Source organism: Agromyces protaetiae, from assembly GCF_030866785.1.
In the GTDB taxonomy this organism is placed as follows: Bacteria; Actinomycetota; Actinomycetes; order Actinomycetales; family Microbacteriaceae; genus Agromyces; species Agromyces silvae.
In genome coordinates, this window is record NZ_CP133018.1 from 477,735 (window position 1) to 502,807 (window position 25,073).

At 69.5% G+C, this 25,073-nt stretch carries 21 protein-coding genes and 2 tRNA genes; 17 read left to right on the forward strand and 6 right to left on the reverse strand.

Features of this window, described 5'->3' with window-relative positions; all coding sequences use genetic code 11:
* The 3 genes from glgX to QU602_RS02220 form a co-directional block, all read right to left on the reverse strand.
* Positions 1 to 2,217 carry a glycogen debranching protein GlgX gene (gene glgX, locus QU602_RS02210; protein WP_308798519.1) on the reverse strand — a complete coding sequence of 739 codons (2,217 nt, stop codon included), beginning with the start codon at positions 2,215 to 2,217 and terminating at the stop codon, positions 1 to 3.
* Between the two features lie 155 nt (positions 2,218 to 2,372).
* Positions 2,373 to 3,998, reverse strand: a complete 1,626-nt coding sequence (gene pgm, locus QU602_RS02215; protein WP_308798521.1) for a phosphoglucomutase (alpha-D-glucose-1,6-bisphosphate-dependent) — start codon at positions 3,996 to 3,998, stop codon at positions 2,373 to 2,375.
* A gap of 54 nt (positions 3,999 to 4,052) precedes the next feature.
* Positions 4,053 to 5,345 (reverse strand): DUF445 domain-containing protein, encoded by a 1,293-nt coding sequence (locus QU602_RS02220; RefSeq protein ID WP_308798522.1) that lies wholly within the window; start codon positions 5,343 to 5,345, stop codon positions 4,053 to 4,055.
* A 103-nt stretch (positions 5,346 to 5,448) separates the two neighbouring features.
* On the opposite strand from QU602_RS02220, the gene pheA reads away from it, so the two are divergent.
* Genes pheA through QU602_RS02235 form a run of 3 tightly spaced genes read left to right on the forward strand, consistent with a single transcriptional unit; the run spans position 5,449 to position 7,444 of the window.
* Positions 5,449 to 6,417: a prephenate dehydratase gene (gene pheA, locus QU602_RS02225; RefSeq protein WP_308798524.1), complete on the forward strand. Its 969-nt coding sequence runs from the start codon at positions 5,449 to 5,451 to the stop codon at positions 6,415 to 6,417.
* Positions 6,418 to 6,470: 53 nt separating this feature from the next.
* Positions 6,471 to 7,088, forward strand: a complete 618-nt coding sequence (locus QU602_RS02230) for a hypothetical protein (RefSeq protein WP_308798525.1) — start codon at positions 6,471 to 6,473, stop codon at positions 7,086 to 7,088.
* Positions 7,085 to 7,444, forward strand: coding sequence for a hypothetical protein (locus tag QU602_RS02235; protein ID WP_308798526.1), 360 nt, complete (start codon positions 7,085 to 7,087; stop codon positions 7,442 to 7,444). The genes QU602_RS02230 and QU602_RS02235 overlap by 4 nt, the downstream gene beginning before the upstream one ends.
* Here the strand turns inward: QU602_RS02235 and QU602_RS02240 are convergent.
* Positions 7,382 to 8,407, reverse strand: a complete 1,026-nt coding sequence (locus QU602_RS02240) for a diacylglycerol/lipid kinase family protein (protein ID WP_308798527.1) — start codon at positions 8,405 to 8,407, stop codon at positions 7,382 to 7,384. The two genes, QU602_RS02235 and QU602_RS02240, sit on opposite strands and share 63 nt — an antisense overlap.
* Positions 8,408 to 8,475: 68 nt before the next feature.
* On the opposite strand from QU602_RS02240, the gene serS reads away from it, so the two are divergent.
* Both serS and QU602_RS02250 read left to right on the forward strand, forming a co-directional pair.
* Positions 8,476 to 9,741, forward strand: coding sequence for a serine--tRNA ligase (gene serS, locus QU602_RS02245; protein ID WP_308798528.1), 1,266 nt, complete (start codon positions 8,476 to 8,478; stop codon positions 9,739 to 9,741).
* The gene (locus tag QU602_RS02250) at positions 9,738 to 10,592 is read left to right on the forward strand and encodes an HAD family hydrolase (RefSeq protein WP_308798529.1); all 855 of its coding nucleotides are present in this window, start codon (positions 9,738 to 9,740) and stop codon (positions 10,590 to 10,592) included. Before serS ends, QU602_RS02250 begins: the two co-directional genes overlap by 4 nt.
* Positions 10,593 to 10,598: 6 nt before the next feature.
* On the opposite strand, the gene QU602_RS02255 is transcribed toward QU602_RS02250, so the two are convergent.
* Positions 10,599 to 14,000, reverse strand: coding sequence for an RHS repeat domain-containing protein (locus QU602_RS02255; protein WP_308798530.1), 3,402 nt, complete (start codon positions 13,998 to 14,000; stop codon positions 10,599 to 10,601).
* A 233-nt stretch (positions 14,001 to 14,233) separates the two neighbouring features.
* Between QU602_RS02255 and QU602_RS02260 the strand changes: the two genes are divergently transcribed.
* From QU602_RS02260 to QU602_RS02315, 12 genes are all read left to right on the forward strand, one after another.
* A tRNA-Ser gene (locus QU602_RS02260) sits at positions 14,234 to 14,318 on the forward strand.
* 105 nt (positions 14,319 to 14,423) lie between these two features.
* Entirely contained in the window at positions 14,424 to 15,704 is a 1,281-nt protein-coding gene (locus tag QU602_RS02265; protein WP_308798532.1) for an LCP family protein, read from the forward strand.
* A 65-nt stretch (positions 15,705 to 15,769) separates the two neighbouring features.
* Positions 15,770 to 15,858, forward strand: a tRNA-Ser gene (locus tag QU602_RS02270).
* Between the two features lie 154 nt (positions 15,859 to 16,012).
* Positions 16,013 to 16,486 (forward strand): heme-binding protein, encoded by a 474-nt coding sequence (locus QU602_RS02275; RefSeq protein ID WP_308798533.1) that lies wholly within the window; start codon positions 16,013 to 16,015, stop codon positions 16,484 to 16,486.
* Positions 16,483 to 17,235, forward strand: a complete 753-nt coding sequence (locus QU602_RS02280) for a GntR family transcriptional regulator (RefSeq protein WP_308798534.1) — start codon at positions 16,483 to 16,485, stop codon at positions 17,233 to 17,235. The genes QU602_RS02275 and QU602_RS02280 overlap by 4 nt, the downstream gene beginning before the upstream one ends.
* 73 nt (positions 17,236 to 17,308) lie before the next feature.
* The gene (locus QU602_RS02285) at positions 17,309 to 18,547 is read left to right on the forward strand and encodes an ABC transporter substrate-binding protein (RefSeq protein WP_308798536.1); all 1,239 of its coding nucleotides are present in this window, start codon (positions 17,309 to 17,311) and stop codon (positions 18,545 to 18,547) included.
* An 11-nt stretch (positions 18,548 to 18,558) separates the two neighbouring features.
* Complete coding sequence (locus QU602_RS02290; protein ID WP_308798537.1) at positions 18,559 to 19,443, forward strand: carbohydrate ABC transporter permease; 885 nt, start codon at positions 18,559 to 18,561, stop codon at positions 19,441 to 19,443.
* A complete protein-coding gene (locus QU602_RS02295) occupies positions 19,440 to 20,279 on the forward strand; it encodes a carbohydrate ABC transporter permease (protein WP_308798538.1) in 840 nt (279 codons plus the stop codon). The genes QU602_RS02290 and QU602_RS02295 overlap by 4 nt, the downstream gene beginning before the upstream one ends.
* Complete coding sequence (locus QU602_RS02300) at positions 20,276 to 21,484, forward strand: mandelate racemase/muconate lactonizing enzyme family protein (RefSeq protein WP_308798539.1); 1,209 nt, start codon at positions 20,276 to 20,278, stop codon at positions 21,482 to 21,484. Before QU602_RS02295 ends, QU602_RS02300 begins: the two co-directional genes overlap by 4 nt.
* Before the next feature lies 1 nt (position 21,485).
* Positions 21,486 to 22,436 (forward strand): aldo/keto reductase, encoded by a 951-nt coding sequence (locus QU602_RS02305; RefSeq protein ID WP_308798540.1) that lies wholly within the window; start codon positions 21,486 to 21,488, stop codon positions 22,434 to 22,436.
* Positions 22,437 to 22,477: 41 nt separating this feature from the next.
* Positions 22,478 to 23,503, forward strand: a complete 1,026-nt coding sequence (locus tag QU602_RS02310; RefSeq protein WP_308798541.1) for a Gfo/Idh/MocA family protein — start codon at positions 22,478 to 22,480, stop codon at positions 23,501 to 23,503.
* 127 nt (positions 23,504 to 23,630) lie between these two features.
* Positions 23,631 to 23,942 (forward strand): hypothetical protein, encoded by a 312-nt coding sequence (locus tag QU602_RS02315; protein ID WP_308798542.1) that lies wholly within the window; start codon positions 23,631 to 23,633, stop codon positions 23,940 to 23,942.
* Positions 23,943 to 24,005: 63 nt separating this feature from the next.
* Here the strand turns inward: QU602_RS02315 and QU602_RS02320 are convergent, their stop codons facing one another.
* Positions 24,006 to 24,704, reverse strand: a complete 699-nt coding sequence (locus QU602_RS02320) for a hypothetical protein (protein WP_308798543.1) — start codon at positions 24,702 to 24,704, stop codon at positions 24,006 to 24,008.
* Positions 24,705 to 25,073 lie beyond the last annotated feature (369 nt).

The window sequence follows — 25,073 nt, forward strand, 5'->3', positions numbered from 1 at the left end:
TCACTGCACCGGGGTGGTGATCGCGCCCGTGCCGGACTCCGAGTGGGCGGTGCGGCCGGCGAGCGAGGCGGCGACCGAGTGGTCGGGTTCGACCTCGGCCTCACGGTGGGCCCGCAGTACGAGCATCGACCGCTCTTCGAGCTCGAACGTGTCGCCGGCGCTCTTCGGCGCGCTGTCCGCCGTGCGACCGGCGGTGTCGATCACGACGTCCCAGGTCTGGTGCATGCGCCGGGGGATCGTGAAGCTCGTGGGCTCGGGCTCGGCGTTGTAGTAGAGCAGGAAGTCCACGTCGGTGATGGGCTCGCCGCGCGTATCGCGCTGCCGGATGCCATTGCCGTTGAGGTAGACGCCGACCGCCCGGCCGAGCGGTGCGTCCCAGTCCTTCGGCCGCATCTGGCTGCCGTTCGGCCGCAGCCAGACGATGTCGGGCAGCGGCCGCCCTTCGTTCTCGGCACCCTCTTCGGCTTCGACGGGGCGCCCGTCGAAGAACCGGTTGCGCCGGAAGGTCGGGTGGTCGTGTCGCAGCTGCAGCACCGCGGCGGTGAACTCGATGAGCGGACGGTCGGCCTCGTCCCAGTGCACCCAGCTCAACGCGGTGTCCTGCGCGTACGTGTTGTTGTTGCCCTGCTGGGTGCGGCCGAGCTCGTCGCCGTGCAGCAGCATCGGCACGCCCTGCGAGAGCAGCAGCGTGGCGATGAAGTTGCGCTGCTGACGGGCACGCAGCTGCAGCACCTCTGGGTCGTCGGTCTCGCCCTCCGCACCCGAGTTCCACGAGCGGTTGTGCGATTCGCCGTCGTTGTTGTCCTCGCCGTTGGCGTCATTGTGCTTCTCGTTGTACGACACGAGGTCGCGCAGGGTGAAGCCGTCGTGGGCCGTGACGAAGTTGATCGAGGCGACCGGCCGCCGGCCGTCGCTCTCGTAGAGGTCGGCCGAGCCCGTGATGCGCGCCGCGAACTCGCCGAGGGTCGACGGCTCGCCGCGCCAGAAGTCGCGGACGACGTCGCGGTACTTGCCGTTCCACTCGGTCCACTGCGGCGGGAAGTTCCCGACCTGGTAGCCGCCCGGGCCGATGTCCCACGGCTCGGCGATGAGCTTCACCTGCGAGACCACCGGATCCTGCTGCACGAGCTCGAAGAAGCTCGACAGCCGGTCGACGTCGTAGAACTCGCGTGCGAGGGTCGCCGCGAGGTCGAAGCGGAATCCGTCGACGCGCATCTCGGTGACCCAGTAGCGCAGGCTGTCCATGATCAACTGCAGCGAGTGCGGGCTGCGGACGTTCAGCGAGTTGCCCGTGCCCGTGTAGTCCGTGTAGTACCGCCGGTCGTCCTCCTCGAGCCGGTAGTAGGCCTGGTTGTCGATGCCGCGGAACGCGATCGTGGGGCCGAGGTGGTTGCCCTCGGCGGTGTGGTTGTAGACGACGTCGAGGATCACTTCGATGCCCGCCTCGTGCATGGCGCGCACCATGCTCTTGAACTCCTGCACCTGCTGGCCGAGCTCGCCGTTCGAGGCGTACTCGTTGTGCGGCGCGAAGAACCCGATGGTGTTGTAGCCCCAGTAGTTGCGCAGGCCCTTCTCGAGCAGGGTCGAGTCCTGCACGAACTGGTGCACCGGCATGAGCTCGATCGCGGTGATGCCGAGCTTCTTGAGGTGCTCGATCACCGCCGGGTGCGCGAGGCCGGCGTAGGTGCCGCGCTGCTCCTCGGGGACGTCGGGGTGCAGCTCGGTGAGGCCCTTCACGTGGGCCTCATAGATGACCGTCGACGAGTAGGGCGTGTTCGGGTGCCGGTCGCCGGCCCAGTCGAAGAACGGGTTCACCACGACCGAGTGCATGACGTGCGCGGCGGAGTCGTCGTCGTTGCGCGAGTCGGGGTCGCCGAAGTCGTAGCCGAACAGCGACTGGTCCCACGAGAACGCTCCCGCCATGGCCTTCGCGTACGGGTCGAGCAGGACCTTGTTCGGATTGTGCCGGTGCCCGTGCGTGGGATCGTACGGCCCGTGCACCCGGTAGCCGTACCGCTGTCCCGGCTGCACCTGCGGCAGGTAGGCGTGCCACACGAACGCGTCGACGTCCTGCAGCTCGATGCGCGTCTCGGTGCCGTCCTCGCCGAAGAGGCACAGCTCGACGCGCTCGGCCGACTCGCTGAAGATCGCGAAGTTCGTGCCGCTCCCGTCGAAGGTCGCGCCGAGCGGATAGGCGGTGCCGGGCCAGGCTTCCATTGGGCTCCTTCAGGAACACGTGACGTGGGTGACGGAACTCATCATGCGTGGTCGCGGCAGGGCGCCTGAGCGGGTTGCGCGATCCCGGCGGCCATGCCATGCGCATCGACCGCGGCTCGCGCGCGGTGACTCACGCGAGCCGCGGCCCGCGCGAATCAGCCGAGGGCGTCGCTGACGATCCGTTGCGCCTCGGCCTGCACCTGGGTGAGGTGGTCGGCGCCCCGGAACGACTCGGCGTAGATCTTGTAGACGTTCTCGGTGCCGCTGGGACGCGCGGCGAACCAGGCATCCTCGGTCTGCACCTTCACTCCGCCCACGGCGGCGCCGTTGCCGGGCGCGTGCGAGAGCTTCGCGGTGATCGGCTCGCCCGCGAGCTCGGTGGCGGTGATCGCCTCGCCGTCGAGCTTGCCGAGCGCGGCCTTCTGCGCGGGGCTCGCCGGAGCATCCGTGCGCTCGTATGCCGGGTCGCCGTAGCGCGCGACCAGGTCCCGGTAGAGCTCTGAGGGCGACTTCCCCGTGACCGCGCGGATCTCGGAGGCGAGCAGGCACAGCAGGATGCCGTCTTTGTCGGTCGTCCAGACGCTGCCGTCGAAGCGCAGGAACGACGCGCCGGCGCTCTCTTCGCCGCCGAAGCCGACCGACCCGTCGACCAGTCCGGGCACGAACCACTTGAACCCGACCGGCACCTCCCAGAGGTGGCGGCCGAGCCCGGCCGCAACCCGGTCGATCATCGAGCTCGACACGAGCGTCTTGCCGATCGCGGCATCCGGGCGCCAGCCGTCGCGGTGCCCGAACAGGTACTCGATCGCGACGGCGAGGTAGTGGTTGGGGTTCATCAGCCCGCCATCGGGCGTGACGATGCCGTGCCGGTCGGCGTCGGCGTCGTTGCCCGTGAGGATGTCGAACTCGCCCGCGTGGTCGAGCACCGACGCCATCGCGTGCCGACTCGACGGATCCATGCGGATCTTGCCGTCCCAGTCGAGCGTCATGAACGACCACGTCGGATCGACGCGCTCGTTCACGACCGTGAGGTCGAGGTCGTACCGGTCGCGGATCGCCGCCCAGTAGTTCACCGAGGCCCCGCCCAGCGGGTCCGCCCCGATCGTGATGCCCGCCGTGCGGATGGCCTCGAAGTCGATGACGTTCGCGAGGTCGTCGACGTACCGGCTGCGGAAGTCGTAGGTCTCCACGCCGCTCGGCTCGGCCTGGTTCACGCCGCGGAGCTCATCGGCGATGAGCTCGTTCGCGCGGTTCGCGATCCAGCCGGTCGCGTCGGAGTCGGCCGGTCCGCCGTGCGGCGGGTTGTACTTGAACCCGCCGTCCTGCGGCGGATTGTGGCTCGGTGTGATGACGATGCCGTCGGCCTCGCCCTCCGCGCGGCGCGCGGGGTCGTTGTTCCAGGTCAGGATCGCGTGCGACAGCGCCGGCGTCGGCACGTAGTCGTCGAACTCGTCGACGAGCACGCGCACGCCGTTCGCGACGAGCACGTCGACCGCCGTGGTCTGCGCGGGCGCCGAGAGCGCGTGCGTGTCGGAGCCGATGAACAGCGGGCCCGTGATGCCCTGCGCGGCGCGGTACTCGCAGATCGCCTGCGTGATCGCGAGGATGTGGTGCTCGTTGAAGCTCGTCGAGAGCGACGTGCCGCGATGGCCGGAGGTGCCGAACGCCACGCGCTGCTCGGGGACCGAAGGGTCGGGCTTCAGGTCGTAGTACGCCCGCACGAGCGCCTCCACGTCGATGAGGTCGGACTGGGTCGCCGGGGTTCCCGCTCGCTCGTGCATGAGGCCAGTCTGCCCCGGCTCGACGGTCCGGCTCCACCCCTTGCGCTGCCTCGCTCAGCCGAGCAGCGCGTGCAGGCCGGTCGCGATCGAGAAGATGGCGAGCCCCGCGAGGGCTCCGACGACCGTGCCGTTGATCCTGATGAACTGCAGGTCGCGCCCGACCTGCACCTCGATCTTGTCGGTCGCCTCGCGCGGGTCCCAGCGTTCCACGGTCTCGCTAATGACGCCCGCGATGTCGTGCCGGTACGTGCGCACGAGGTAGGCCGCGGCATCCGTCATCCAGGCGTCGGCCTTGGACTGGAGCACCGGATCGTCCGCGAGGCGCGTGCCGAACTCGAGCACCGCCTGCCGGAGCCCTTCGCGGAGCGCACTCGCCGGGTCGTCGAGCGCTTCGTCGAGCGTCGACTTGAGCGACGCCCACGCCTCGGCCGCGAACTCGCGCACGCGCGGGCTCTCGAGGAGGTCGACCTTGAGCGCCTCGACCCGCGCGATCATGGCCTGATCGTGCTGCAGCCGGTCGGTCAGCTCGCGCAGGTAGGCGTCAACGGCGAGCCGCAACGGATGCTCCGGGTCGTCGCGGACCGCCCGGATGAAGCCGAGCGCCTCGCGGTGGGTGCGGTCGTCGACGAACCGGTCGACGATGCCGGGGAGCCAGCGGGGGAGCCGGGCGGAGACCATCCGCCCGAGCGCGTCGGGGTTCGCCTCGAGCCAGGCCTCCGCCTGCTCCACGAACGCGTCGACGGCGTGCCGGTGCTGGCCGGCGGCGACGAGCTCCGAGCCGAGGCGGCCGATCGTCGGGCCCCAGTCGGGCGCGAAGAGGTGGCGGCGCGCGAGGCGCTCGATGACGTCTTCGACGTCCTCGTCGCCGAGCAGCGTCAGTGCGGCGCGCGCGGCGACCGCGGCCTCGTCGGTGAGCCGGCCGGCGTTCGCCGGTTCGCGGAGCCACTCACCGAGCCGGCGCGCCACGCCCATCGAGCGGAGCTTGCCGAGGACCACATCGTCGGAGAGGAACTCGAGCTCGACGAACGCGCCGAGCGTGCGCCCGATCTCGTCCTTCCGGGTCGGGATGATCGCGGTGTGCGGGATCCGCAGGCCGAGCGGGTGCCGGAACAATGCGGTGACCGCGAACCAGTCCGCGATCGCGCCGACCATCGCCCCCTCGGCGGCGGCACGCACGTAGCCGAGCCACGGGTAGCGGTCCTGGAGGGCGAACGCCACCGCGAACACGATCGCGGCCAGCACCAACAGGCCGGTGGCGAGCCGCTTCATCCGGCGGAGCGCGGCGAGGCGTTCCGCATCCGGGGTCCACGCGGCGGCGGACTGCGGTGTCGTGTCGAGCGTGGTCATGCCGGACCTCCTTGCGACTGCCTCACGGTACTCCCGGCGTACCGGCCGGCGTACCGGCGCCACGGTATCTTCACCGGTGCCCGCGCTGGCTAGGCTTGCCAGCATGACGGATGCCGTGCCACGCCCCTCGGAGACGTACTCGTATCTCGGGCCAGCCGGCACGTTCACGGAGGCCGCGCTCAAGCAGGTCCCCGAGGCGGCAGGCAAGCCGTGGCGGTCGGTGAACAACGTCGGCGAGGCGCTCGCCGACGTCACGAGCGGCCGCAGCGTGGCCGCGATGATCGCGATCGAGAACTCCATCGAGGGCGGCGTCTCGGCGGCGCAGGATGCGCTCGCGACCGTGCCCGGGCTCCGCATCATCGGCGAGGTGCTCGTGCCGGTGAACTTCGTGCTCGTCGCGCGTCCCGGCACGACGCTCGCCGATGTCCGGGTGGTCAATGCGCATCCGGTCGCGTACGCGCAGTCCCGCGGCTGGCTCGAGCGCAACCTGCCCGACCACGGCCACATCCCGGCGGCGAGCAACGTGCAGGCGGCCACCTCGCTCTTCGACCCGGACAGCAACGCCGACGCCGCGGTCGCGCCGCCCGGCATCGTCGACCAGCTCGACGTCGGTGTGCTCGCGATGGACATCGGCGACAACCCGAACGCGGTGACGCGCTTCGTGCTCGTCAGCCGCTCGCGCCGCATTCCGCCGCCCACCGGCGCCGACAAGACCAGCCTCATCGTCGAACTGCCCGACGACGAGCCGGGTTCGCTGCTCGCCATGCTCGAGCAGTTCTCCACCCGCGGCGTGAACATGTCGCTGCTGGAATCCAGGCCGATCGGCGACGCGCTCGGGCGGTACCGCTTCGTCATCGACCTCGACGGGCACGTCGAGGACGAGCGCGTAGCCGACGCACTGCTCGGCCTCCGCCGGTTCAGCCCGCGCGTCATATTCCTCGGCTCGTACCCGAGCGCCGACCGCCGCGAGGTCGAGTACCACTCGAAGTACGACGATGAGATCTTCATCGAGGCGCGGGACTGGCTGCGCGGCATCCTGACCGGCGAGCCGACGGGCGAACACGACGGCTGAACCTCCATCGGGACGCCTAAGCTGGCGGTGGCGCCACCCGAGAAGGAGGAGTCGTGAGTCAGGGCCCCTCGACGTTCGACCCACGGTACGACATCCGCTACCAGCGCGGGTACACCCCGCCATCAGACGAGCAGGTCGGGGCAACGGCGACGGATGTCTCGTCGACGACGGATGCCTCGTCGGCGACGCAGCCCGTCGCTGCGCAGCCCGTCGCAGTGCAGCCCGTCGCGCCGGATCCCGAGGCCGCTCGTGGAGCCCGGACCGAACCCGCGCCGACGGACGAGCGAGTGACCCGCGCGCCCGCCGAGCCCCGCCCGGCCGGCTCCGCCCCGGATGCGGCGGCGCCGGGTGCCGCCGCGGACCTGGCCGACCCGGTCGCACCCGTCACACCCGCCGCGCCTTGGGCGCACGCGATCGTCGCGCGCTGGCTCTGGCTCGTGTTCGGTGCCGGCGCGGCGTTCACGATCGTCGGCACCGCGCTCTACTGGAGCGTCGTCTCGCGGCAGAACCCGTTCGAGAGCGGCGCCGGAGCGCGGGACACCACCGTCGACCAGATCCTGACGTCGCTGACCCCGGCCATCGTGCAGGCCGGCGTGCTCGGCATGGTCGGCGCGCTCCTCGCCTGGGCGCTCATAGGTGCGCGCGGCGCGCACCGGGACCGAGCGCGATGAACACGGGGCGCATCGCGACGTTCGCGCTCGCCGTCTTCGCCGTGGCGGGTGTCGTGGGCACTGTGGCGGTGTGGCAGGCGGGCAACGCGAGCGCGGTGCTGTGGTCGGGTCGCGAGCCCGGCGACGCAGCCCTGATGGCGTTCGCGCTGCTGCAGATCAGCTACGGTCTGGGACTTCCCGCGTTCGCGACGCTCGCCGCGGCCTCGGCGTTCGCGCTCGTCGTGATCGGCGCACGCGCGGTCAGCGTGCGATGGGTCGAGCGCGAGGTGCGCGCCGCGGCGCCCGCCCAGGTGTCAGAGCGGCGCACGGACGATGAGCGCGTGCGGCTCGATGTGGAAGTCCGCCGCGACGAGTGACCCGAACTCGTCGCCGTCGATCTCCAACTCCTGCGGCTCGCCCTCGATCCGGATCGCGACATGCCGGCCACGACCGTAGACGACCTCGCGGCGCCGGTTGCCACCGGTGAGGTCGATGATCTGACGACCCATCGCCGACTTTCGGAGCACGCGGTTGTCGACCATGATCTTGCGCCACACGAACAGCCAGCCGAGCGCGTTGCGGGGCTGCAGCACGATCACGTCGAGCTGACCGTCGTCCAGTTCGGCGTCGGGGATGAGCTCGATGTTGCCGGGCAGATACCCGAGATTCGCGACCAGCAGGCTGCTGGCCTTGGGCCGGTGCAGCCGGCCCGAGTCCACGCGCCAGGTCGCCCGGAACGGGATCGAGGCCGGGAGCGAGCGGATGCCCGCGTCGACATACGCGAGCCAGCCGACCCGCTTCTTCAGGTCGGGGTTGGTGTTCGCGATCATCGTGGCATCGATGCCGATGCCCGCCATGACGAGCGAGGTATGCGATTCCTGGCTGCCGTCGGGGCGACGGATGTCGGCCACGAGCACGTCGACCTCACGATCCACGCCCGCGAACGCGAGCGTGATCGCGTCGTCCTGATCATTCACCGGGATGTCGAGGTTGCGCGCGAACAGGTTGCCGGTGCCGAGCGGGACGAGGCCCATCGGCACGCCCGTGCCCTTCAGGCCGGCGGCGACCGACCGGATCGTGCCATCGCCGCCAGCTGCGACCACGAGGTCGACGCCCGCCTCGACGGCTTCTCGCGCCTGGCCGGTGCCCGGGTCGTCGACCGTGGTCTCGAGCCACAGGCTCGGCCCATAGTGCTGACGTTCCTCGGCCTGCGAGACCGCGGCGCGGAGCTCGTCGATGCCCTCCTTGCTGGGGTTCGCGATGATCGCCGCGCGCGGCTGATCCGTCACGGCCGCCTCGGCGGTCGTGGCATCCGTCACTTCACGCTCCTGGTCGCCCACGATCGCAACGGTACGGCATCCCGGCCCGCCCGACGGGGCCTTGCGGAGCCGCGGCTAGACTGGCTCGCGTGATCGACCCCGTGCTGCTCCGCGAGAACCCCGACCTGGTCAAGCATTCACAAGAGCTGCGCGGCGAGTCCACCGCGCTCGTCGACGAGGCGGTCGAGGCGGATGCCTCGCGGCGGGCCGCCATCACCGAGTTCGAGTCGCTCCGGGCCGAGCAGAACGCGTTCGGCAAGCAGGTCGCCACGGCGCCGAAAGACCAGAAGGCCGCGCTCGTCGCGCAGGCGCAGACCCTCGCCGCATCCGTGAAGGCCGCGAACCAGCGCGCGAACGACGCCGAGACCGCGTTCACCGAGGCGGTGCAGCGGCTCGGCAACATCGTCATCGACGGGGTGCCTGCGGGCGGTGAAGACGACTACATCGTGCTGCGCGAGGTCGGCGAGATCCCCGCGTTCGGGTTCGAGCCGCGCGATCACCTCGAGATCGGCGAGCGGCTCGACGCCATCGACATGTCGCGCGGCGCGAAGGTGTCGGGCGCGCGCTTCCACTACCTGAAGGGCGTCGGGGCGCGGCTCGAGCTCGCGCTCATGAACCTCGCGCTCGACCGCGCGCTCGCCCAGGGCTTCACGCCGCTCATCACGCCCACGCTGGTACGGCCCGAGATCATGCAGGGCACCGGATTCCTCGGCGCCCACTCCGAAGAGATCTACTACCTGCCCGACGACGAGCTGTACCTGACGGGCACGAGCGAGGTCGCGCTCGCCGGCTACCATGCCGACGAGATCCTCGACGTATCGAAGGGGCCGCTGCGCTACGCGGGCTGGTCGACCTGCTACCGCCGCGAGGCGGGCAGCCACGGCAAGGACACGCGCGGCATCATCCGCGTGCACCAGTTCAACAAGCTCGAGATGTTCAGCTACATCGACCCGGCCGACGCCGAGGCCGAGCACGAGCGCATGCTCGGCTGGCAGGAGGGCATGCTGCAGTCCCTCGGGCTCGCCTACCGCGTGATCGACACCGCCGCGGGCGACCTCGGGTCGAGCGCGGCCCGCAAGTACGACGTCGAGGCGTGGGTGCCGACCCAGCAGGCGTACCGGGAGCTCACGTCGACGTCGAACTGCACGACGTTCCAGGCGCGCCGGCTCGACATCCGGCACCGCGTCGAGGGCGGCAAGACGCAGCCCGTCGCGACGCTGAACGGCACGCTCGCGACGACGCGCTGGATCGTCGCGATCCTCGAGACGCACCAGCAGGAGGACGGATCGGTCGTGGTGCCCGAGGCGCTCCGCCCCTACCTCGGCGGCCTCGAGGTGCTCGAGCCGGTCGCATGAGCGAGTTCCCCGCCGGTCGAATCGCGCCCGACGAGCGCGCGCGTGTGCCGAGAGCCGACCCGTGGCTCGTCGCGCTCGACGTCGACGGCACCGTCATGCACGAGGACGAGACCATCGATGCGGCCGTGGTCGACGCCGTGGCATCCGCGCGCGATCGCGGCCACCTCGTGACGCTCGCCACCGGGCGGTCGTGGGCGACGACCGCGCCCGTGCTCGCGCATCTCGGGCTCGATCCCGAGTACGTGGTGTGCGCGAACGGCGCGATCACCATGGGCCGCGACGACACCGAGCCGAGCGGCTACGCGCGTGTGCACGTCGAGACGTTCGACCCGACCCCGGTCCTCGAACGCATCCGCGGGTTCCTCCCGGCCGGCAAGTTCATGGTCGAGCTGCCCGACGGGTTCCGCTTGTACACCGAGGGCATGAGCGACTGGAACCTCGCGAATGCGCGCGAGGTGGTCTTCGAAGAACTGCTCGACCAACGCGCCACGCGTGTGGTGGTCACGAGCCTCGAACACGAGGTCGAGGAGTTCCTCGCGCTCGTCGACCGCATGGGCCTGCATCACGTGAGCTACGCCATCGGCTGGACCGCATGGATGGACATCGCGCCCGACGGCGTGAACAAGGCGACCGCGCTGGAGCGCGTGCGCGGCTGGCTCGACGTGCCGATCGACCGGGTGATCGCGGTGGGCGACGGGCGGAACGACATCGAGATGTTCACCTGGGCCGGGGCGGGCGGCCGCGCCGTGGCGATGGGGCAGGCGCCCGACGAGGTGAAGGCGGCGGCGACCGAGGTGACCGGGAGCATCGCCGAGGCCGGGCTCGCGGAGGTGCTGCGCACGCTGCCGTGAAGGGGGTCATGTCCCGAGCAGCAGCGCGATCGCGGCGAACTCGGGGGTCTCCTCGAGTGCGGGCATGATCAAGTTGAATGCCGCCCGTTCGTCGTCAGTCCCCTTGAAGGCGGGAAGGACGGCTCCACGGACCTTCGCGAACGTCTTCTCAGCGTACTCGATCAGGGTGCGGTGCTCCTTCAGGAAGTCCAAGAGCTGCTCGCCGGCGAGACTCGTGGTGTTCAGTCGGGTGACGGCGAGCTCGTAGTCCTTCGAGACGCTCGCGAGTCCGATACCGCTGACATTGAGCTCCCAGTCGAGGGCGGTGCTGACCTCCTGGGTAGCGGTGCGCTGGAAAACCTCATAGACCTCGGTGCGTCGCCCGAAGTCAGTCGCGCTCGTTCGCTGTGAGAGGTACGCGCGCGGTTTGAACGTTTTCAGCGCCTTGTCGAGCGGGGTCGTGTTCTCGGTCACGAGCTGAATGACCGGTTCGGTCTGCTGAGCGGTGGCTGCGCCCATTTTCGGTGCGACCTTGAGGGCGGCGACGGTGAGGCCGGTCGCCAGCACGCCTACGCCCATGAGGGCGTACTCCGAGTAGGTGAAGCGCTCGCGCGTTCCTTCGTCGAGGAACTGGACATGGTTGTCGTTGACATAGCCGAGGACCGCGAGCGTGGAGCCGGCGACGCCGGCGAGCGAGCTGACCGTGACGGAGGCGCCGGCCGAGGCGGCGACGGCGATCGCTGCAGCGGGGGAGAGGGCGGCGAGGGTCGCGCCGAAGGTCGCCCACGCGGTGACGACTGTGAACAGGACGCCCGCGGCGATGACGACGCCGTTGATCACGTCCGCGACCGAGAAGTGGCCGGTGGGGTCGATGTTGGTGATGGGGTTGGCGTTGGCGTAGCCGTACCGGTTCTGTAGCGGCAGAGTGTCGAGGGTGGTGAACGCGAACCGGTCGGGGGTGTAGGTGCGGACGGCGAGGTGTTGGGTGCCGGACGGGTTGGTGTACTCGCCGGCGTAGAGGAACGGGTATCTGGATGCCTCGTCGGGGGTGTGGGTCGTGGCTGTGGTGGTCGTGGTCGTGGTGCCGTAGTCGGTGTAGGCGTAGCGGGCGGTGGGGGTGCCGGTGGGGTCGGTGAGTTCGGTGGTGTTGCCGTGCCGGTCGTGGATGGCGTAGACGGTGTCGTCGGTGAGGGTGCGGGATTCGCGGGTGAGGCCGGTGAGGTAGCTCGCGGTCTGCGTCGTGTCGGCGGTGGTGTGGGTGTCGTTCAGGAGAGTGCCGTCGTCCCAGTAGAACCCGGTCGTCTGCTCGCGGGTGGTGAGGGTGGCGCGGTCGCCGGTGGCCCAGTACCCGGTGCGGGTCGTGGCACCGGTCGGGGTGGTTTCGCGGACGGGTTGATTCAGCGCGTTGTAGCCGCTCCGGGTGCCGTCGGCAGCGAGGGTCACCCCGCCCGCCTGATCGGTCACGGTCTGCTCCCGACCCAGCAGGTCATACACCCACCGCCCACCCGTCCGGGACTCGCCCGCCGCGGTCAGGGTCTTCTCGATGCTGGCGCCTCGCTCGTCGAAGCTCCGGGACGCGACCAAACGGTCGGTCGTCGCACCGGGGTCGTCATCGATGGGCGAAATGGTCGTGGTGATCGGCCGGCCGGCCGGATCGTACGTCGCCGTCGCGGTCCGGCCCAGCACGTCGGTGGCGGCGAGCTGCCGGCCGTGGATCAGGTCGGTGACGGTCGTGGTGATGCCCGCGAGGTCGGTGTGCGCCGCGACCGTCTCGGTCGTGGTCCGCGTGCCGGCCGCCAGATCGATCGACTCGGTGTGCTCGGTGACCAGCGGCTTGCCCTCACCGCCCTGCGGGTACACCCGCTCGGTGCTGACGAACCCGTCGGGGTCGACCACGAACTCCGTCCGCCCCGTCCGCGTGAGCTGGGCGTCGGTGCGTCGGCCCGCGTAGGTCTCGGCGACGGTGACCGCAGTGCGGGCCTCGTTGAGCGTGTACCTGGTCTCCGTGACCGACCCGTCAGGTGCCGCGGTGCGTTCGAGCACCGGCAATCCGATGGGCACCCGCTGGTCTTCCGGCAGGTCGGCCGGGACCTCGGCGTCGTACTCGGTCCTCGTGACCGTGCCATCCGCTGCGGTGTGCTCGGCGACCCGGCCGTACGCATCGAACACGAAACCCTCGGACACGGTCTTCGCCGTGCCGGTGACGTTGAACAGGGTCAGGTCGATGCCGCTCGGCCGGTCCACCCGCCCCGGTGCGCCGGCGTCGCGGTCGGGATACGCGAAGTGCTGCCGCTGGAGCACCCGCTCACCCGACGGCGAGCTCTCCGACGTGTCGCGACGCGTCATGGCCTGGGCGCCGTCGTACGTCGTCGTGACCCGGTTCACCCCGTCGGTGACCGCGGTCCGGAACTCGACCCCGCTGGTCGCCTGTGTCGCCGCGTCGGTGGCTGCGGGCCAGCCCGAGGCCAGCGCCGCGACGGCCTCCCAGTGACGCTCGACGATCACCTCGCCGGTCGCTGGATCGGTGACCGCGACCCGTTGCACCGCGGATGTGCCGTCCGGGAGCTGCTGCCAGGTGAGTCTCGTGACCGCTCCGCTCGCGGTGCCGACCTGTTCCACCAGCCCGGACGGGGCGTAGGTCACGGTCGTGCGCGCGCCCGAGGCATCCGTCACCTCGGCGACCTGGCCGCCGTCCAACTCGACCGTGCCGACCGGGCGGGCGTCGCCCGCACCCGCGCGCGACCGCACCTCGACCCTGGCCGGGTCCGACCAGTCAAGTTCGGTGACGACCCCGTGCTCGGTCACGACGCCCTTCAGCCGGTGACCGGGCCCCCACCGCCAGTCGACCCGGTTGCCATGCGCGTCCAGCTTCGCGACGGGGTCGCCCGCGGCGTCGAAGTACGACACCATGCCGCCGAGCTCTCGCAGCACGAACGCGTACTCGCGCTCGCCCAGCACGCCGTCGGCCCGTGGCGGCAACACGCCCGGCGTCTGCGCGAAGCGCACGTCGTCGCCGATGTAGCTGGCGAGCCCGGACGGTGCCGTCGCGTCGGCCTCGAACACGCCCTGCACCCCGCGGGACGGAATCACCCGAACCCCGCCCTGAGTGTCCACGTACGCGACCCCGCCCACGGACCAGCGCGGCCCGAACCCGAACCGGCCCTCGTCACGCCCTCGCGAATCCCACGCCAGGCTCAGCCCGCCCAGGGGCACCTCGAACGAGAACGACCCCGCGCGCTCGTCAAGCGTGCCCTGCACGCCGGCGCCGAGTGGCAATGCGCCCAGCACGGGCGAACCACCGCCGGCACCCGAGCCCTCATCAGCCGCCCACGACGGCGAGACGCCACCGAGCAGGAGGGCGGCACACAGTGCCCCGCCGAGCGCGGCACCCCGCCAGGTGTGCACCGAACCATCACGCACTACAGCCACCGCGAACTCCTGTGTTCGAACGAAGAGATGCCCAATTGTGACATATCAGTACAGCAACACACGACGTAATGAGACAGGTCGGCCCGGCGGGCCGTCGAGGCATCCGAGCGGAGCCTCAGCACCTTTTCAGGCGCGGCTGCGAGGCTATAGAGGATGTGCGTCCGCTAGAATCGGCCCATCTCCGCGCGAAGGCGAGCGTCGTGTCACTGCGCGGCGCCCGGATTGCGGGGTCGGGAGGGCTGTCCGAGCGGCCGATGGAGCTGGTCTTGAAAACCAGTGGGCAGCAATGCCTCGTGGGTTCGAATCCCACGCCCTCCGCACAATAGAGCCTGTCCAGTTCCGTCCCGCCGACCGTCCGAGAGGAGCCCGGTGAACCCCCAGGTCCCGCGTCCCACCTCCCGCCGCGCCGCGAAGACTCCGTCCGTGGCGCGCCACGGGCGCCTTCGCGCACACAATGTCTGGAAGTCCATCGCGAAGGTCGTGGCATCCACCGTCGCCGTCGTGCTCGTCTCGGGCACCGCGGTCGCGGCGTACGCCGCGTGGGACCTGGCCAACACGGTGCAGCCGACCGTCAAGCTCGACAGCGAGAAGGTGCTCGAGGGCGTGCCCGACGTCGGCGCGATCGAAGGCGGAGTGAACCTGCTGCTCATCGGCAGCGACAGTCGCGCCGGTCAGGGCACCGGGTTCGGCGACCCCGACGAAGAGACCGCCGTGCTGAACGACGTGACGATGCTCATGCACATCGCCGAAGACCACTCGCACGCCGAGGTCATCAGCTTCCCGCGCGACATGCTCGTGGACGTGCCCGCGTGCAACGACCCCGAGAACCCCGGCGAGACGCTCTACGAGCAGTACGACGTGAAGATCAACACGGTGTTGTCGTACGGAGGCATGGACTGCGTCGCGAAGACCGTCGAGAACCTCACCGGCGTGACGATCCCGTTCGCGGGCATCGTGCAGTTCCTCGGTGTCGCGGGGCTCTCCGAGGCGGTCGGCGGCGTGGACGTCTGCGTCGCGGAGCCCATCGAAGACGAGTACACGGGCATCTTCCTCGACCCGGGCACGCACACGCTCGCCGGCATCGACGCGCTGCAGTTCCTGCGCACGCGGCACGGCGTCGGTGACGGATCCGACCTCGGGCGCATCTCGAACCAGCAGGTGTTCCTGTCGTCGCTCGCGCGGAAGCTCCAGTCCGACGGCACGCTCAACGATCCGGTCAAGCTGTACTCGATTGCGAAGGCCGCGCTCGCCAACATGCAGCTCTCGAGCAGCCTCGTCGACCCGACGAAGATGATCTCGATCGCGAAGGCGCTGAAAGACACCGACCTCGAGAAGATCGCGTTCATCCAGTACCCGACCGCGTACGTCGACGGTGGTGGTGCCGTGGCTCCCACCGCGGCGGCCGAGCTGGTGAACACGGCACTGCAGCAGGACCTGCCGGTGACGTTCGACCCGAACGCCCAGAACAACGACTTCGGGTCGGCGGCCGACCCGAACGCGGTCCCGCCCGAGGCGCCCGTCGAGGGTGAGGCACCCGTCGAGGGCGAGGCGCCGGTCGAGGGTGAGGCCCCGGTCGAGGGTGAGGCGCCCGCCGACCCCGAGGCGCCCGCGCCGACGCCGACCGAGGCGCTGCCCAGCACGGTCGCGGGGCAGACCGCGGCCGAGACGCGCTGTTCGTCGGGCCGCACGCTCGGCGACCAGTAGCTCGAATCGTCATTCCCGGCGGGTCCGGGTTATGATGGCAGTCGCGTGTGCGCGAGCGCACGCGAGGAGACGTCGCATAGTCCGGTCGAGTGCACCACCCTGCTAAGGTGGAGTCCCCGTAAGGGGACCAGGGGTTCAAATCCCCTCGTCTCCGCTCATGTCCTGAGTCGCGACATCGTTGACAAACGGTGTCGCGGCTCGGGATTTTTTTGTGGGTTCGCGCTGTCGCCGTGCCGGTGGTGTTGGGATGCCACCTATCGCACACAAAGATGTCATGACAGGATGATTGTGAGCGGTACAGTTGCCCAATGGAACACAATGATGAGGCCCTGCTCGCTGAGGTCCGATCAGAGGCGCCGGTGCTGCAGGTGCCGCGCTTCGATCACGCGATCGCTCGCCGCATCGGCATGACTGCGGCGACCCGGGCGGAGCGGGACGGGCTTCCCGTCGCCATCGGGGTGATGCGCGGTGCGCAGCGGGTGTTCCACGCGGCGTTCGAGGGTACGACGGCCGAGCACGACGACTGGTTGCGCCGGAAGGTCAACAGCGCGGTGCTCCACGAGGTGCCCAGCCTCGAGCTCGTCCTCCGTCAGCGGGTCGCCGGCCGGGTGCCGGATTGGCTCGACCCGCACGAGTACGCGGTCGCGGGCGGTGCGGTGCCGCTCTTCCTCGCGGGCAGTCTCGTGGGCGTGGTCGTCGTGTCCGGGCTGACCGAGACGATGCGCGCCGACCATGACCTCGCGATGGCGGCGATCCATGACGCGATCGGTGGGGCCTCGTGAACGGCGTCGATCGACGCTCGCCGATCCCGTTCTATCTGCAACTCAAGGATGCGATCGTCGCGGACATCGCGCGCCGCGCGCTCGAGCCCGGTGATCGACTGCCAGGTGAGATGGAGATGTGCGAGCACTACGATGTCTCGCGCACGGTCGTGCGGCAGGCCCTGCTCGAGCTCGAGCGCGAGGGGTTCGTGCGGCGCGAGAAGGGTCGCGGCACGTTCGTCGGCGATCCGCACAGCTCACGCGGTATCGGCGGCGCGCTCGTCGGCACGTTCGAAGACATCCAGAGCAATGCGGGGGAGCAGCACTCGAGCCTGTTGCGGCGCGGCCTGGTCTCGGCCTCGCCGCAGGTTGCGCGCGATCTCGGCATCGACGAGGGCGTGGAGGTCGTCGAGATCGAGCGGCTCCGCGAAGTCGACGGGTCCCCTTGGGCCTACACGCGCACCCAGCTCCCGCTGGACATCGGCCGTCCGTTGCTCGACATTCCGCTCGAGGACGTGTCGCTGTTCGGCATCCTCGAACGCGAGTACGGCGTGCGCTTCGATCATGCGAAGCGTTCGGTCGAGGCGGATGTCGCGAGCGAAGCGGTGGCGAACGCGCTCGGTGTCGCGGTCGGCGCGGCCATGCTGATCATGCGGAGCCTCTCATTCGACGCCGACGGGCGTGCCATCGAGCGCTTCGCGGGGTGGCACCGGGGTGATCGCAGTCGGCTCGACATCGAAGTTCGAAACGCACATGACGCCCCGATTTGACATCCTGTAATTACAGGTTGCACACTAGCTCCAGCGCACGCGCCTGTGCGCACCTCGAGCAATGGAGCAGAGCATGGCCGTGAGACCTCGCACCGCAATCCTCCTGGGCGTCGCCGCCGCGGCGGTTGTCGCGATCGGCGCCACCGTCGCCATCAACGCCGCAGGATCGTCCTCCGACCAGGACACCGTGACCTGGTGGGTCCCCGACTGGGATGCCGCCGCGGCGGAGACCATCGTCGAACAGTTCGAGTCGGAGCACCCCGGCATCGACGTCGAGATGGTCACCACCACCGGCGACACCATTGCGAACCGCGTGTCGGTCGCGCTCGACTCCGGCACGACGCCCGACGTGATCACCGAGTCGATCGGCCGCATTCGCGGCTACGCGGACGCGGGACAGCTCGCCGACCTGAGCGATCTCTACGGCGGCGACATGCCGACCAGCGACTTCGCACCGGGGCTGGTGGAATCGCTCACCTTCGACGGCGGCACGTACGCCGTGCCGTACCGGTGGGCCACGAACGCGCTCATCTACAACCCGGAGCTCTTCGAAGCCGCCGGCATCGACGCGCCCCCGGCGACCTGGGACGAGTTCGTGGAGGATGCGCGCACGCTCACCCAGGGCGACGTGGTCGGCACCGCATGGCCGATGCAGGGCGACGCGATGGACCTCATCCTGCGCTACCTCGACTTCGCCGTGTCCGATGGCGCGTCGATCGAGAACGGGACGCCGCAGTTGACCGAGGCGTCGAGTGCCGCCGCGATCGAGCTCATCGGCACCGCGATCCAGGAGGGCTGGGCGAGCCCGAGCTCGTTCGAGCTCGACAACACCGGCATCCGCGAACTGTTCCTGCAGGGCCGGATCGCCATGTACCCGGCAGGCGTCTTCGACGTCGACGAGGCGATCGCACAGGGCGCTCCGGTCGCGAGCGCGCTGCTGCCCGGTCCCGACGGCCCCGGCACCGCGCAGGGCGTCGGCTGGGCGTACATCGTGCCCGAGGCATCCACGCAGCAGGATGCCGCGAAGGAGCTCGTCGCCTTCCTCGGCCAGCCTGAGAACATGGCCGCGCTCACCATGACCTTCCCCGCCCGGATCAGCGCGTCCGAGGACCCGAAGTTCACGACCCCGGAGCGTGCGGCCTACGCCGAACAGCTCGCCGAGCACTCCGTCCCGGCTCCGAACGACCCGCGCTGGACCGCGATCCTCCAGTCCGTGCACGACCAGATCCAGCAGGTCGCCCTCGGCCGTGAGACCGCCGAGGGTGCCGCCGCGGCCATCCAGCAGCTCGCGGACGACGCGCTCGCAGGCTGAACGAGGACCCGATGACGATCACCGCCCCCAGGCCGGTCCGGCCTGCCCCTCGCCGGCGACGGGCAGGCCACCCCGTGGCCCTCATGATCCCGGCCGCCGTGTTGACGGCCGTGCTGATGCTCGTGCCGATCGTGTCGACGATCGTCCGGGTGATCGGCGACGGCGGCGAGGGGCTCGTGCGCCTCTTCGATCTGCCGAACATCTGGCCGATCATGCTCAACACCGCAATCTGGACCCTGGGGTCGGTCCTGGGCGGAATCGTCATCGGGTACCTCGGTGCACTGGTCCTGCAGTCGCCACGGCTCCGGCTCGTGGGCGTCTGGCGGGCGCTCGTCATGGTGCCGTGGATCATCCCCGGCGTCGTCGCCGCGACCGTGTGGCGGTGGACACTCTCGACCGACTACGGGATCCTGAACCAGACCCTGCTCGATCTCGGCATCCTCGACGCCCCCGTCCGGTGGCTGTCCAACCCCGACATCGTCCTCATCGCGGTCGCGATGATCCAGATCTGGGTGACCGCCCCGTTCGTGATGCTCATGGTGTCGGCGGCGCTCGCCGGCATCCCGGAAGAACGCTACGAGGCGGCCCGGCTCGACGGCGCCAACGCGCGGGTGATCCTCTGGCACATCGTGCTCCCGGCGATCCGGACGACGACCGGCATCTGCGTGCTCACCCTCGCGATCTGGGCGCTCAACTCGTTCACGATCATCTGGGTCACGACCTCGGGCGGCCCGGCAGGCGCCTCGACGATCCTGCCGATCCTGCTCTACCAGGCATTCCAGAACGGCGATCAAGCGCTCGTCTTCGCCGTGGCGATGGTGCAGCTGCTCATCGGCGCCGGATTCGCGGTGCTCTTCGCCCGCACCATGCGCACCGACCTGGAGGAACAGTCGTGACCCCCCGCATCGGCCGGACGCTCATCGGCATCGGCATCTGGGCGCTGCTGGCGCTCATCCTCGTCTGGAGCCTCGCGCCCGTCGTGGTCATGGTCTTCACGTCGTTCAAGGCGCGCGGGGACATCTTCTCGGTGCCTGCGCGGCTCCTGCCCGAGACGTGGACGCTCGACAACTACGTCTCGGTCTTCACGGCGAGCACGATGCCCCAGGCCCTGTGGAACTCGATCGTCGTCGGCGTCCTCGTTGCCGTCGCGACGCTCGTGTTCTGCTTCAGCGCCGGCTACGCGCTCGCGCGGTTCCGCTTCCGGTCCGCGCGCCCGCTCGCCCTGTTCATCCTGCTCGGGCAGGTCGTGCCGCTCACCGTCGTGCTGCTCCCGCTGTTCCAGATCATCTCCTCGGCGAACCTGCTCGACTCGACGATCGGCGTCGCGTTTGCGCACCTCGCGATCACGGTCCCGCTAGTGACGTGGATGGTGCGCAACCAGGTCGCGGCCATCCCAGTCGAGCTCGAGGAAGCGGCGATGATCGACGGGGGATCGCGCTTCGACGCGGTCACCTACGTGACGCTGCCCATTTGCGCCCCAGGCCTCGCTGCGGCCGGCATGTTCGCCTTCCTGCAGTCGTGGCACGAGTTCCTCTTCGCGTCCGTGCTCACGAGCTCGGCCGCCTCCAGGACCGCGCCCGTGGCGCTCACCGAGTTCTCGAATGAGTTCAGCGTGGACTGGGGCGCCACGATGGCCGCATCGGTCGTGCTCACGGTGCCCATCGTCATCGCGTTCGTCGCGATGCAGCGCTACTTCGTCGGCGGGCTCACCGGGGGAGCGGTCAAAGGATGAGGATCGTCGACATCCGCTGCGCCCGCATCGGCCGCAGCCCGATCATCCGGGTCCTCACCGACGAAGGCATCGACGGGTTCGCCGAGATCGAGTACTCGAAGCCGTACGTCGCCGACACGCTGCCCGTGTATCGCCGTTTGTTGCTCGGCGCCGACCCCACCGAGGTCGAACGCTGCATGCTGCGCATCCGTCGGATGGGCGCGTCCAAGCCCTGGGGTGCGATCGTCTCGGCGATCGAGATCGCGCTCTGGGACATCGCCGGCCGTGCGCTCGACGTCCCCGTCCACCGGCTGCTCGGCGGCAAGGTGCGCGATCGGATCCGCGTGTACAACGGCGGCATCCGAACCGATCTGGGAACGCATACGCCGGAGGACTACGCCGCATCGATGGCGTACATGGCGGCGTCGCCGGAGGGGTTCTCGATCCTCAAGGAGGGCGTGGGACTGCACGGGTTCATGGCGCCGAACACGCCCGACTTCCTCTACGGCGACCTGCGTGAGGGTCCGCTGCACCCGAACCGCGGCTTCATCACGCCGAGCGCCGTGAGCCACATCGTCGACTGCGTGGCCGCGATGAAAGACGCGATCGGTCCCACGCGCCGACTCGCGCTCGACATGGGGCCGGGCTGGGTCGTCTCCGACGCCATCACGGTGCTGCGGGCGCTCGAGCCGTTCGACATCGCCTGGGCGGAGGACGTGCTCACGGGCGACTTCGTGCCGTGGAACGACGTCGCCGGCTATCGCGAGCTCACCTCCTCGGTCGCCGTGCCGACCCACACGGGCGAGCAGCTCTACCTGCGTCAGAACTTCCGCGAGCTCATCGAGCAGCGTGCCGTCCGGGTGATCGGGCCCGATCCCGGAGACGTCGGCGGGCTCGCCGAGCTGAAGTGGATCGCCGAGTTCGCCGACCTCTACGGCGTCGGCATGGCACCGCACGGGGTCAGTAGCGGTCTCTTGGGACTCGCCGCGCTCATCCAGGTGTCGGCGACGCTCCCGGACAATCTCATCGCGTTCGAGTACCCGCTCGCGCAGGACCCGTGGTGGTACGACATCCTCGACGGCTTCGACTCACCGATCGTCGTCGACGGGTTCGTGCGTGTCGGCGACCGGCCGGGGCTCGGCTTCGAGTGGGACCGCGTCGCGGCAGCGAGGCACCTCGAGCCGGGCGCCGAGGACTTCTTCGACTGGAACCTTCCGGAGGACTGACATGCAGTGGACCATGAACCGGCTCGGGCGGAGCGGGATCGAGATCACCCCGCTGACGGTGGGCGGCGCGCCCCTGGGCTCGATGCCCGGCAACTTCGGGTACGAGGTCGAGGCCGAGGCGGGTATCGCCACGGCCCAGGCGACGCTGACAGGCCCGATCCGGGCGATCGACACCTCGTGCGCCTACAGCCGGGGCGAATCCGAGCGGCGGATCGGCGAGGCGATCCGCCGCGTCGGCGGCGTCCCCGAGGACTTCGTGCTCGCGACCAAGATCACACGGGATCTCGACACCGGCGACTTCTCGGGCGAGGAGATGCGCCGTGCGATCGCCGGGAGCCTCGAACGGCTCGGTGTCGACCGGGTGCCGCTCCTGTATCTGCACGACCCTGAGAACACGACGTTCTCGCAGGCGACTGAGCCGGGCGGCCCCGTCGACGTCATCCGCGAGCTCAAGGACGCCGGCGTCGCGGGCGCGATCGGCGTGGCAGGCGGAGACACCGCCACGATTCTCGAGTACGTGGAGACCGGCGTGTTCGACGTGCTCCTGACCCACAACCGCTGGACGCTCGTGAACCGCACCGCAGACCGCCTCATCGACGCCGCGACCGAACGCGACATGGGCGTTGTCAACGCCGCGGTGTTCGGTGGGGGTATCCTCGCCGCCGGCAGTGACGGCCGCACGCGGTACGGCTACCGGGAGGCGCCCGCCGTGTTGCTCGACGCGATCCGCGAGATCGAGCGGCTCTGCGCCGAGGCCGACGTTCCGCTCGCGGCGGCCGCCGTGCAGTTCTCGGCGCGCGACCCGCGGATCGGGACGACGATCGTCGGGGTCTCCCGGCCCGAGCGCATCGCGCAGAGCGTCGCGCTCGTCGAGCGGGACATCCCGGATGCCCTCTTCGACGCGATCGACCGCGCCGTCGCGCACCTGCCCGCCGATCTCGGCCCGCGCTGACCCGCATTCGGCGTCTCGCCGACCCGCTGAAAGGACCCCGAATGGCCATCCGCACCGCGATCGTCGGGTACGGCACCGCAGGCCGTGTCTTCCACGCGCCACTCATCGCCGCCGATCCGGCGTACGAGCTCGCGACGGTCGTCACCGGCTCGCCCGAACGCGCCGCAGCTGCGGCGGTCGCGTATCCGGGCGCGACCGTGGTCGGTGGCGCCGACGCGCTCTTTGCCCGCGCCGACGAGTTCGACCTCGTCGTCATCGGCAGCCCGAACGAGACCCACGCGCCGCTCGCGCTCCGCGCCATCGACGCAGGCAAGCACGTCGTCGTCGACAAACCCGTCGCCGTCACCGTCGCCGAGGCCGAGGCGGTCGTCGAGCGCGCATGGGCCCGTGGTGTGGTGTTCTCCGTGTTTCAGAACCGCCGGTGGGACGGCGACTTCCTCACGCTCCGGGACGTGCTCGCGTCGGGCGAACTGGGCGAGGTGCGGCAGTTCGAGTCCGCGTTCGAGTGGTTCGCGCCTGAACTCGGCGAGCGGTGGAAGGACACCGCCCCGCATGCCGCGGGCGGCGGCATCGCCTACGACCTCGCCCCGCACCTCATCGACCAGGCTGTGCAGCTCTTCGGCCCGGTCGCCGACCTGCACGCCGAGCTCGACGTCCGGCGCGCGGGCGGTGCCGCCGACGACGAGGCGTTCATCTCGATGCGACACGGGTCCGGGGTGCGGGCGCGACTGTGGATGAGCGCCGTGGCGCCCGCATCACGACCTCGCTTCCGGGTGGTCGGCGAGCACGGCGTGCTGACCTTCCACGGGCTCGATCCGCAGGAGCCGCAGCTCATCGACGGCGTTCGGCCCGGGGACCCGGGCTACGGTCGGCACGCCGACGGTCGAGCAGCCGAGCTCGAAGGTCCGAGCGGCGCCCGTCGGATCCCGTTGGCCGCCGGCGACTATCCCGCGTACTACCGCGCCCTCGCCGCGGCGATCACGGAGGGCCGGCCGGTGCCGGTCGATCCGGCCGACAGCATCGCTGCGCTCGCGCTGATCGAACAGGTTGTCGCCGGCGCACGATGACTCGGATCGCGGTCCCGGAACCTCACTGTTCATCGAGGCGTGGAACCGAGGGTCGGCCCCGACGTGGAGAAGTGGCCGCTGCACGCGGCACCCTGACGTTCGATCAGATCACGAGTATATTGGCACGATGAGCGACGAAACCGGACGACACATGTTCCGCTCGGCCATCTCATCCACCGAGGCATCGGTCAACGCACCCGATCCTGACGTTGCTCGTCGGGTATTCGAGATCGGCAGCTCGCTCCAGGAGCACCTGCTGAACGCGGCTCGGCTCGGCTCCGACCTCGACGCAGCACTTCTCGAGCTCAGCGCGAGCGGCAGCAGTGTCGAAAGCGTGGCGAACGAGGCACATGTTGACGTTGCACTCGTTCAGCATGTGTTCGGTGGTCACCAAAGCCTGGATTACTTGCTCCGGCGGATGATCGAATCATCCCGGTGAGAGCGAGTCAAACCACCCAGGTCCGGGGATCGGCGTGCACAATAGTGCACGCCGATCCGGTCGTTACTTCTTCACGTGGCACTTCAGCTTGTAGTCCGGGTGGTATCGCGTCGAGACGTGGACACCGTCCCGCACGAACAATTGAACTGAGACCCGCATCTTGCGCTCCTCAGACGAACTGCAAGGCGACGTGTACGCCAGAATCTTCACGCGGCTGAAGTCCTGTTGCGAGGGGCTCCTGTACGGACCCCGTTTCGTCTCCCAGATGAAGCATGCATCAGCCGCGCAAGTGTCCTCGAAAGTGACGACAACCCAGGATGGTGTGTGATCTCCCTCACAGGTCGCCCCACCACCCCACTCCAGGCCACCATTCACGACTCGCATCTCCGGGATCTGTGTCTCGCAATACCACGCATCCTCCGACAAGATCGCTTCGCCATTGGCATCGCGCTCGATCGGCACGCTCGAGACAAGACTGCGCCCTTCGTCCGCCCAGGTCGTCAGCGTCAGATCTGGATCAGCCGGATCAGGATGGGTGGTCACACCCCCGCTCTTGTTCAAGAGCGCGCGCAGTTCGGCAGGATCACCAAACTCCTCGACGGCCACCCGTTCATCGGCATACGCGGTCGCCTCATCTTCCGTCTCTGCCCCCGCCGGGATTGCAGGAGCGACAGACAACGCGAGCAAAGCCCCCAGCATCGTTGTGAGGCGAACGCCGAGGCGCCGCAGTTTCCGCCGAGAGATCGGCTTCGCACTGGTCATGTTCATTCTCGATACCCTCTCCGCTGAGCGCGACACTCAGCGATATGACCCTTCCCGATCACGAACAGGAAGTCCAGTACTGAAATATTAAACAATAATAGGTTGGTGCGTACTGAGGTGGGGTGATCGCTGCTATCGAATGCCGCGAGGGTCTGTGGTGTCCCGTCGCCAATTCATGGAGTCGGCGCAGCCCCTCGATCGTCTATTGCTCGCCGAGGACGCGGGCGTAGAACTTGAGGACGTTCTGCATGGTTGGGTGAGTCCCTGCCTCAGTGCTTCAGGGGGTCGCGGGAAGACGTGCCCAGGGAGCATGTCGTCCTAGCCGAACCGGCAGACGGCTTGCTGTCGAAGCGTCAATGAGTGGGGCAT

Coding starts and splice junctions, on each gene's coding strand:
- QU602_RS02310 (WP_308798541.1), top strand. CDS start 22,478: ATGGCCATCCGCACCGCGATCGTCGGGTACGGCACCGCAGGCCGTGTC.
- QU602_RS02285 (WP_308798536.1), top strand. CDS start 17,309: ATGGCCGTGAGACCTCGCACCGCAATCCTCCTGGGCGTCGCCGCCGCG.
- QU602_RS02305 (WP_308798540.1), top strand. CDS start 21,486: ATGCAGTGGACCATGAACCGGCTCGGGCGGAGCGGGATCGAGATCACC.
- pgm (WP_308798521.1), bottom strand. CDS start 3,998: ATGCACGAGCGAGCGGGAACCCCGGCGACCCAGTCCGACCTCATCGAC.
- QU602_RS02300 (WP_308798539.1), top strand. CDS start 20,276: ATGAGGATCGTCGACATCCGCTGCGCCCGCATCGGCCGCAGCCCGATC.
- QU602_RS02315 (WP_308798542.1), top strand. CDS start 23,631: ATGAGCGACGAAACCGGACGACACATGTTCCGCTCGGCCATCTCATCC.
- QU602_RS02220 (WP_308798522.1), bottom strand. CDS start 5,345: ATGACCACGCTCGACACGACACCGCAGTCCGCCGCCGCGTGGACCCCG.
- QU602_RS02275 (WP_308798533.1), top strand. CDS start 16,013: ATGGAACACAATGATGAGGCCCTGCTCGCTGAGGTCCGATCAGAGGCG.
- QU602_RS02235 (WP_308798526.1), top strand. CDS start 7,085: ATGAACACGGGGCGCATCGCGACGTTCGCGCTCGCCGTCTTCGCCGTG.
- glgX (WP_308798519.1), bottom strand. CDS start 2,217: ATGGAAGCCTGGCCCGGCACCGCCTATCCGCTCGGCGCGACCTTCGAC.
- QU602_RS02250 (WP_308798529.1), top strand. CDS start 9,738: ATGAGCGAGTTCCCCGCCGGTCGAATCGCGCCCGACGAGCGCGCGCGT.
- QU602_RS02290 (WP_308798537.1), top strand. CDS start 18,559: ATGACGATCACCGCCCCCAGGCCGGTCCGGCCTGCCCCTCGCCGGCGA.
- QU602_RS02320 (WP_308798543.1), bottom strand. CDS start 24,704: ATGACCAGTGCGAAGCCGATCTCTCGGCGGAAACTGCGGCGCCTCGGC.
- pheA (WP_308798524.1), top strand. CDS start 5,449: ATGACGGATGCCGTGCCACGCCCCTCGGAGACGTACTCGTATCTCGGG.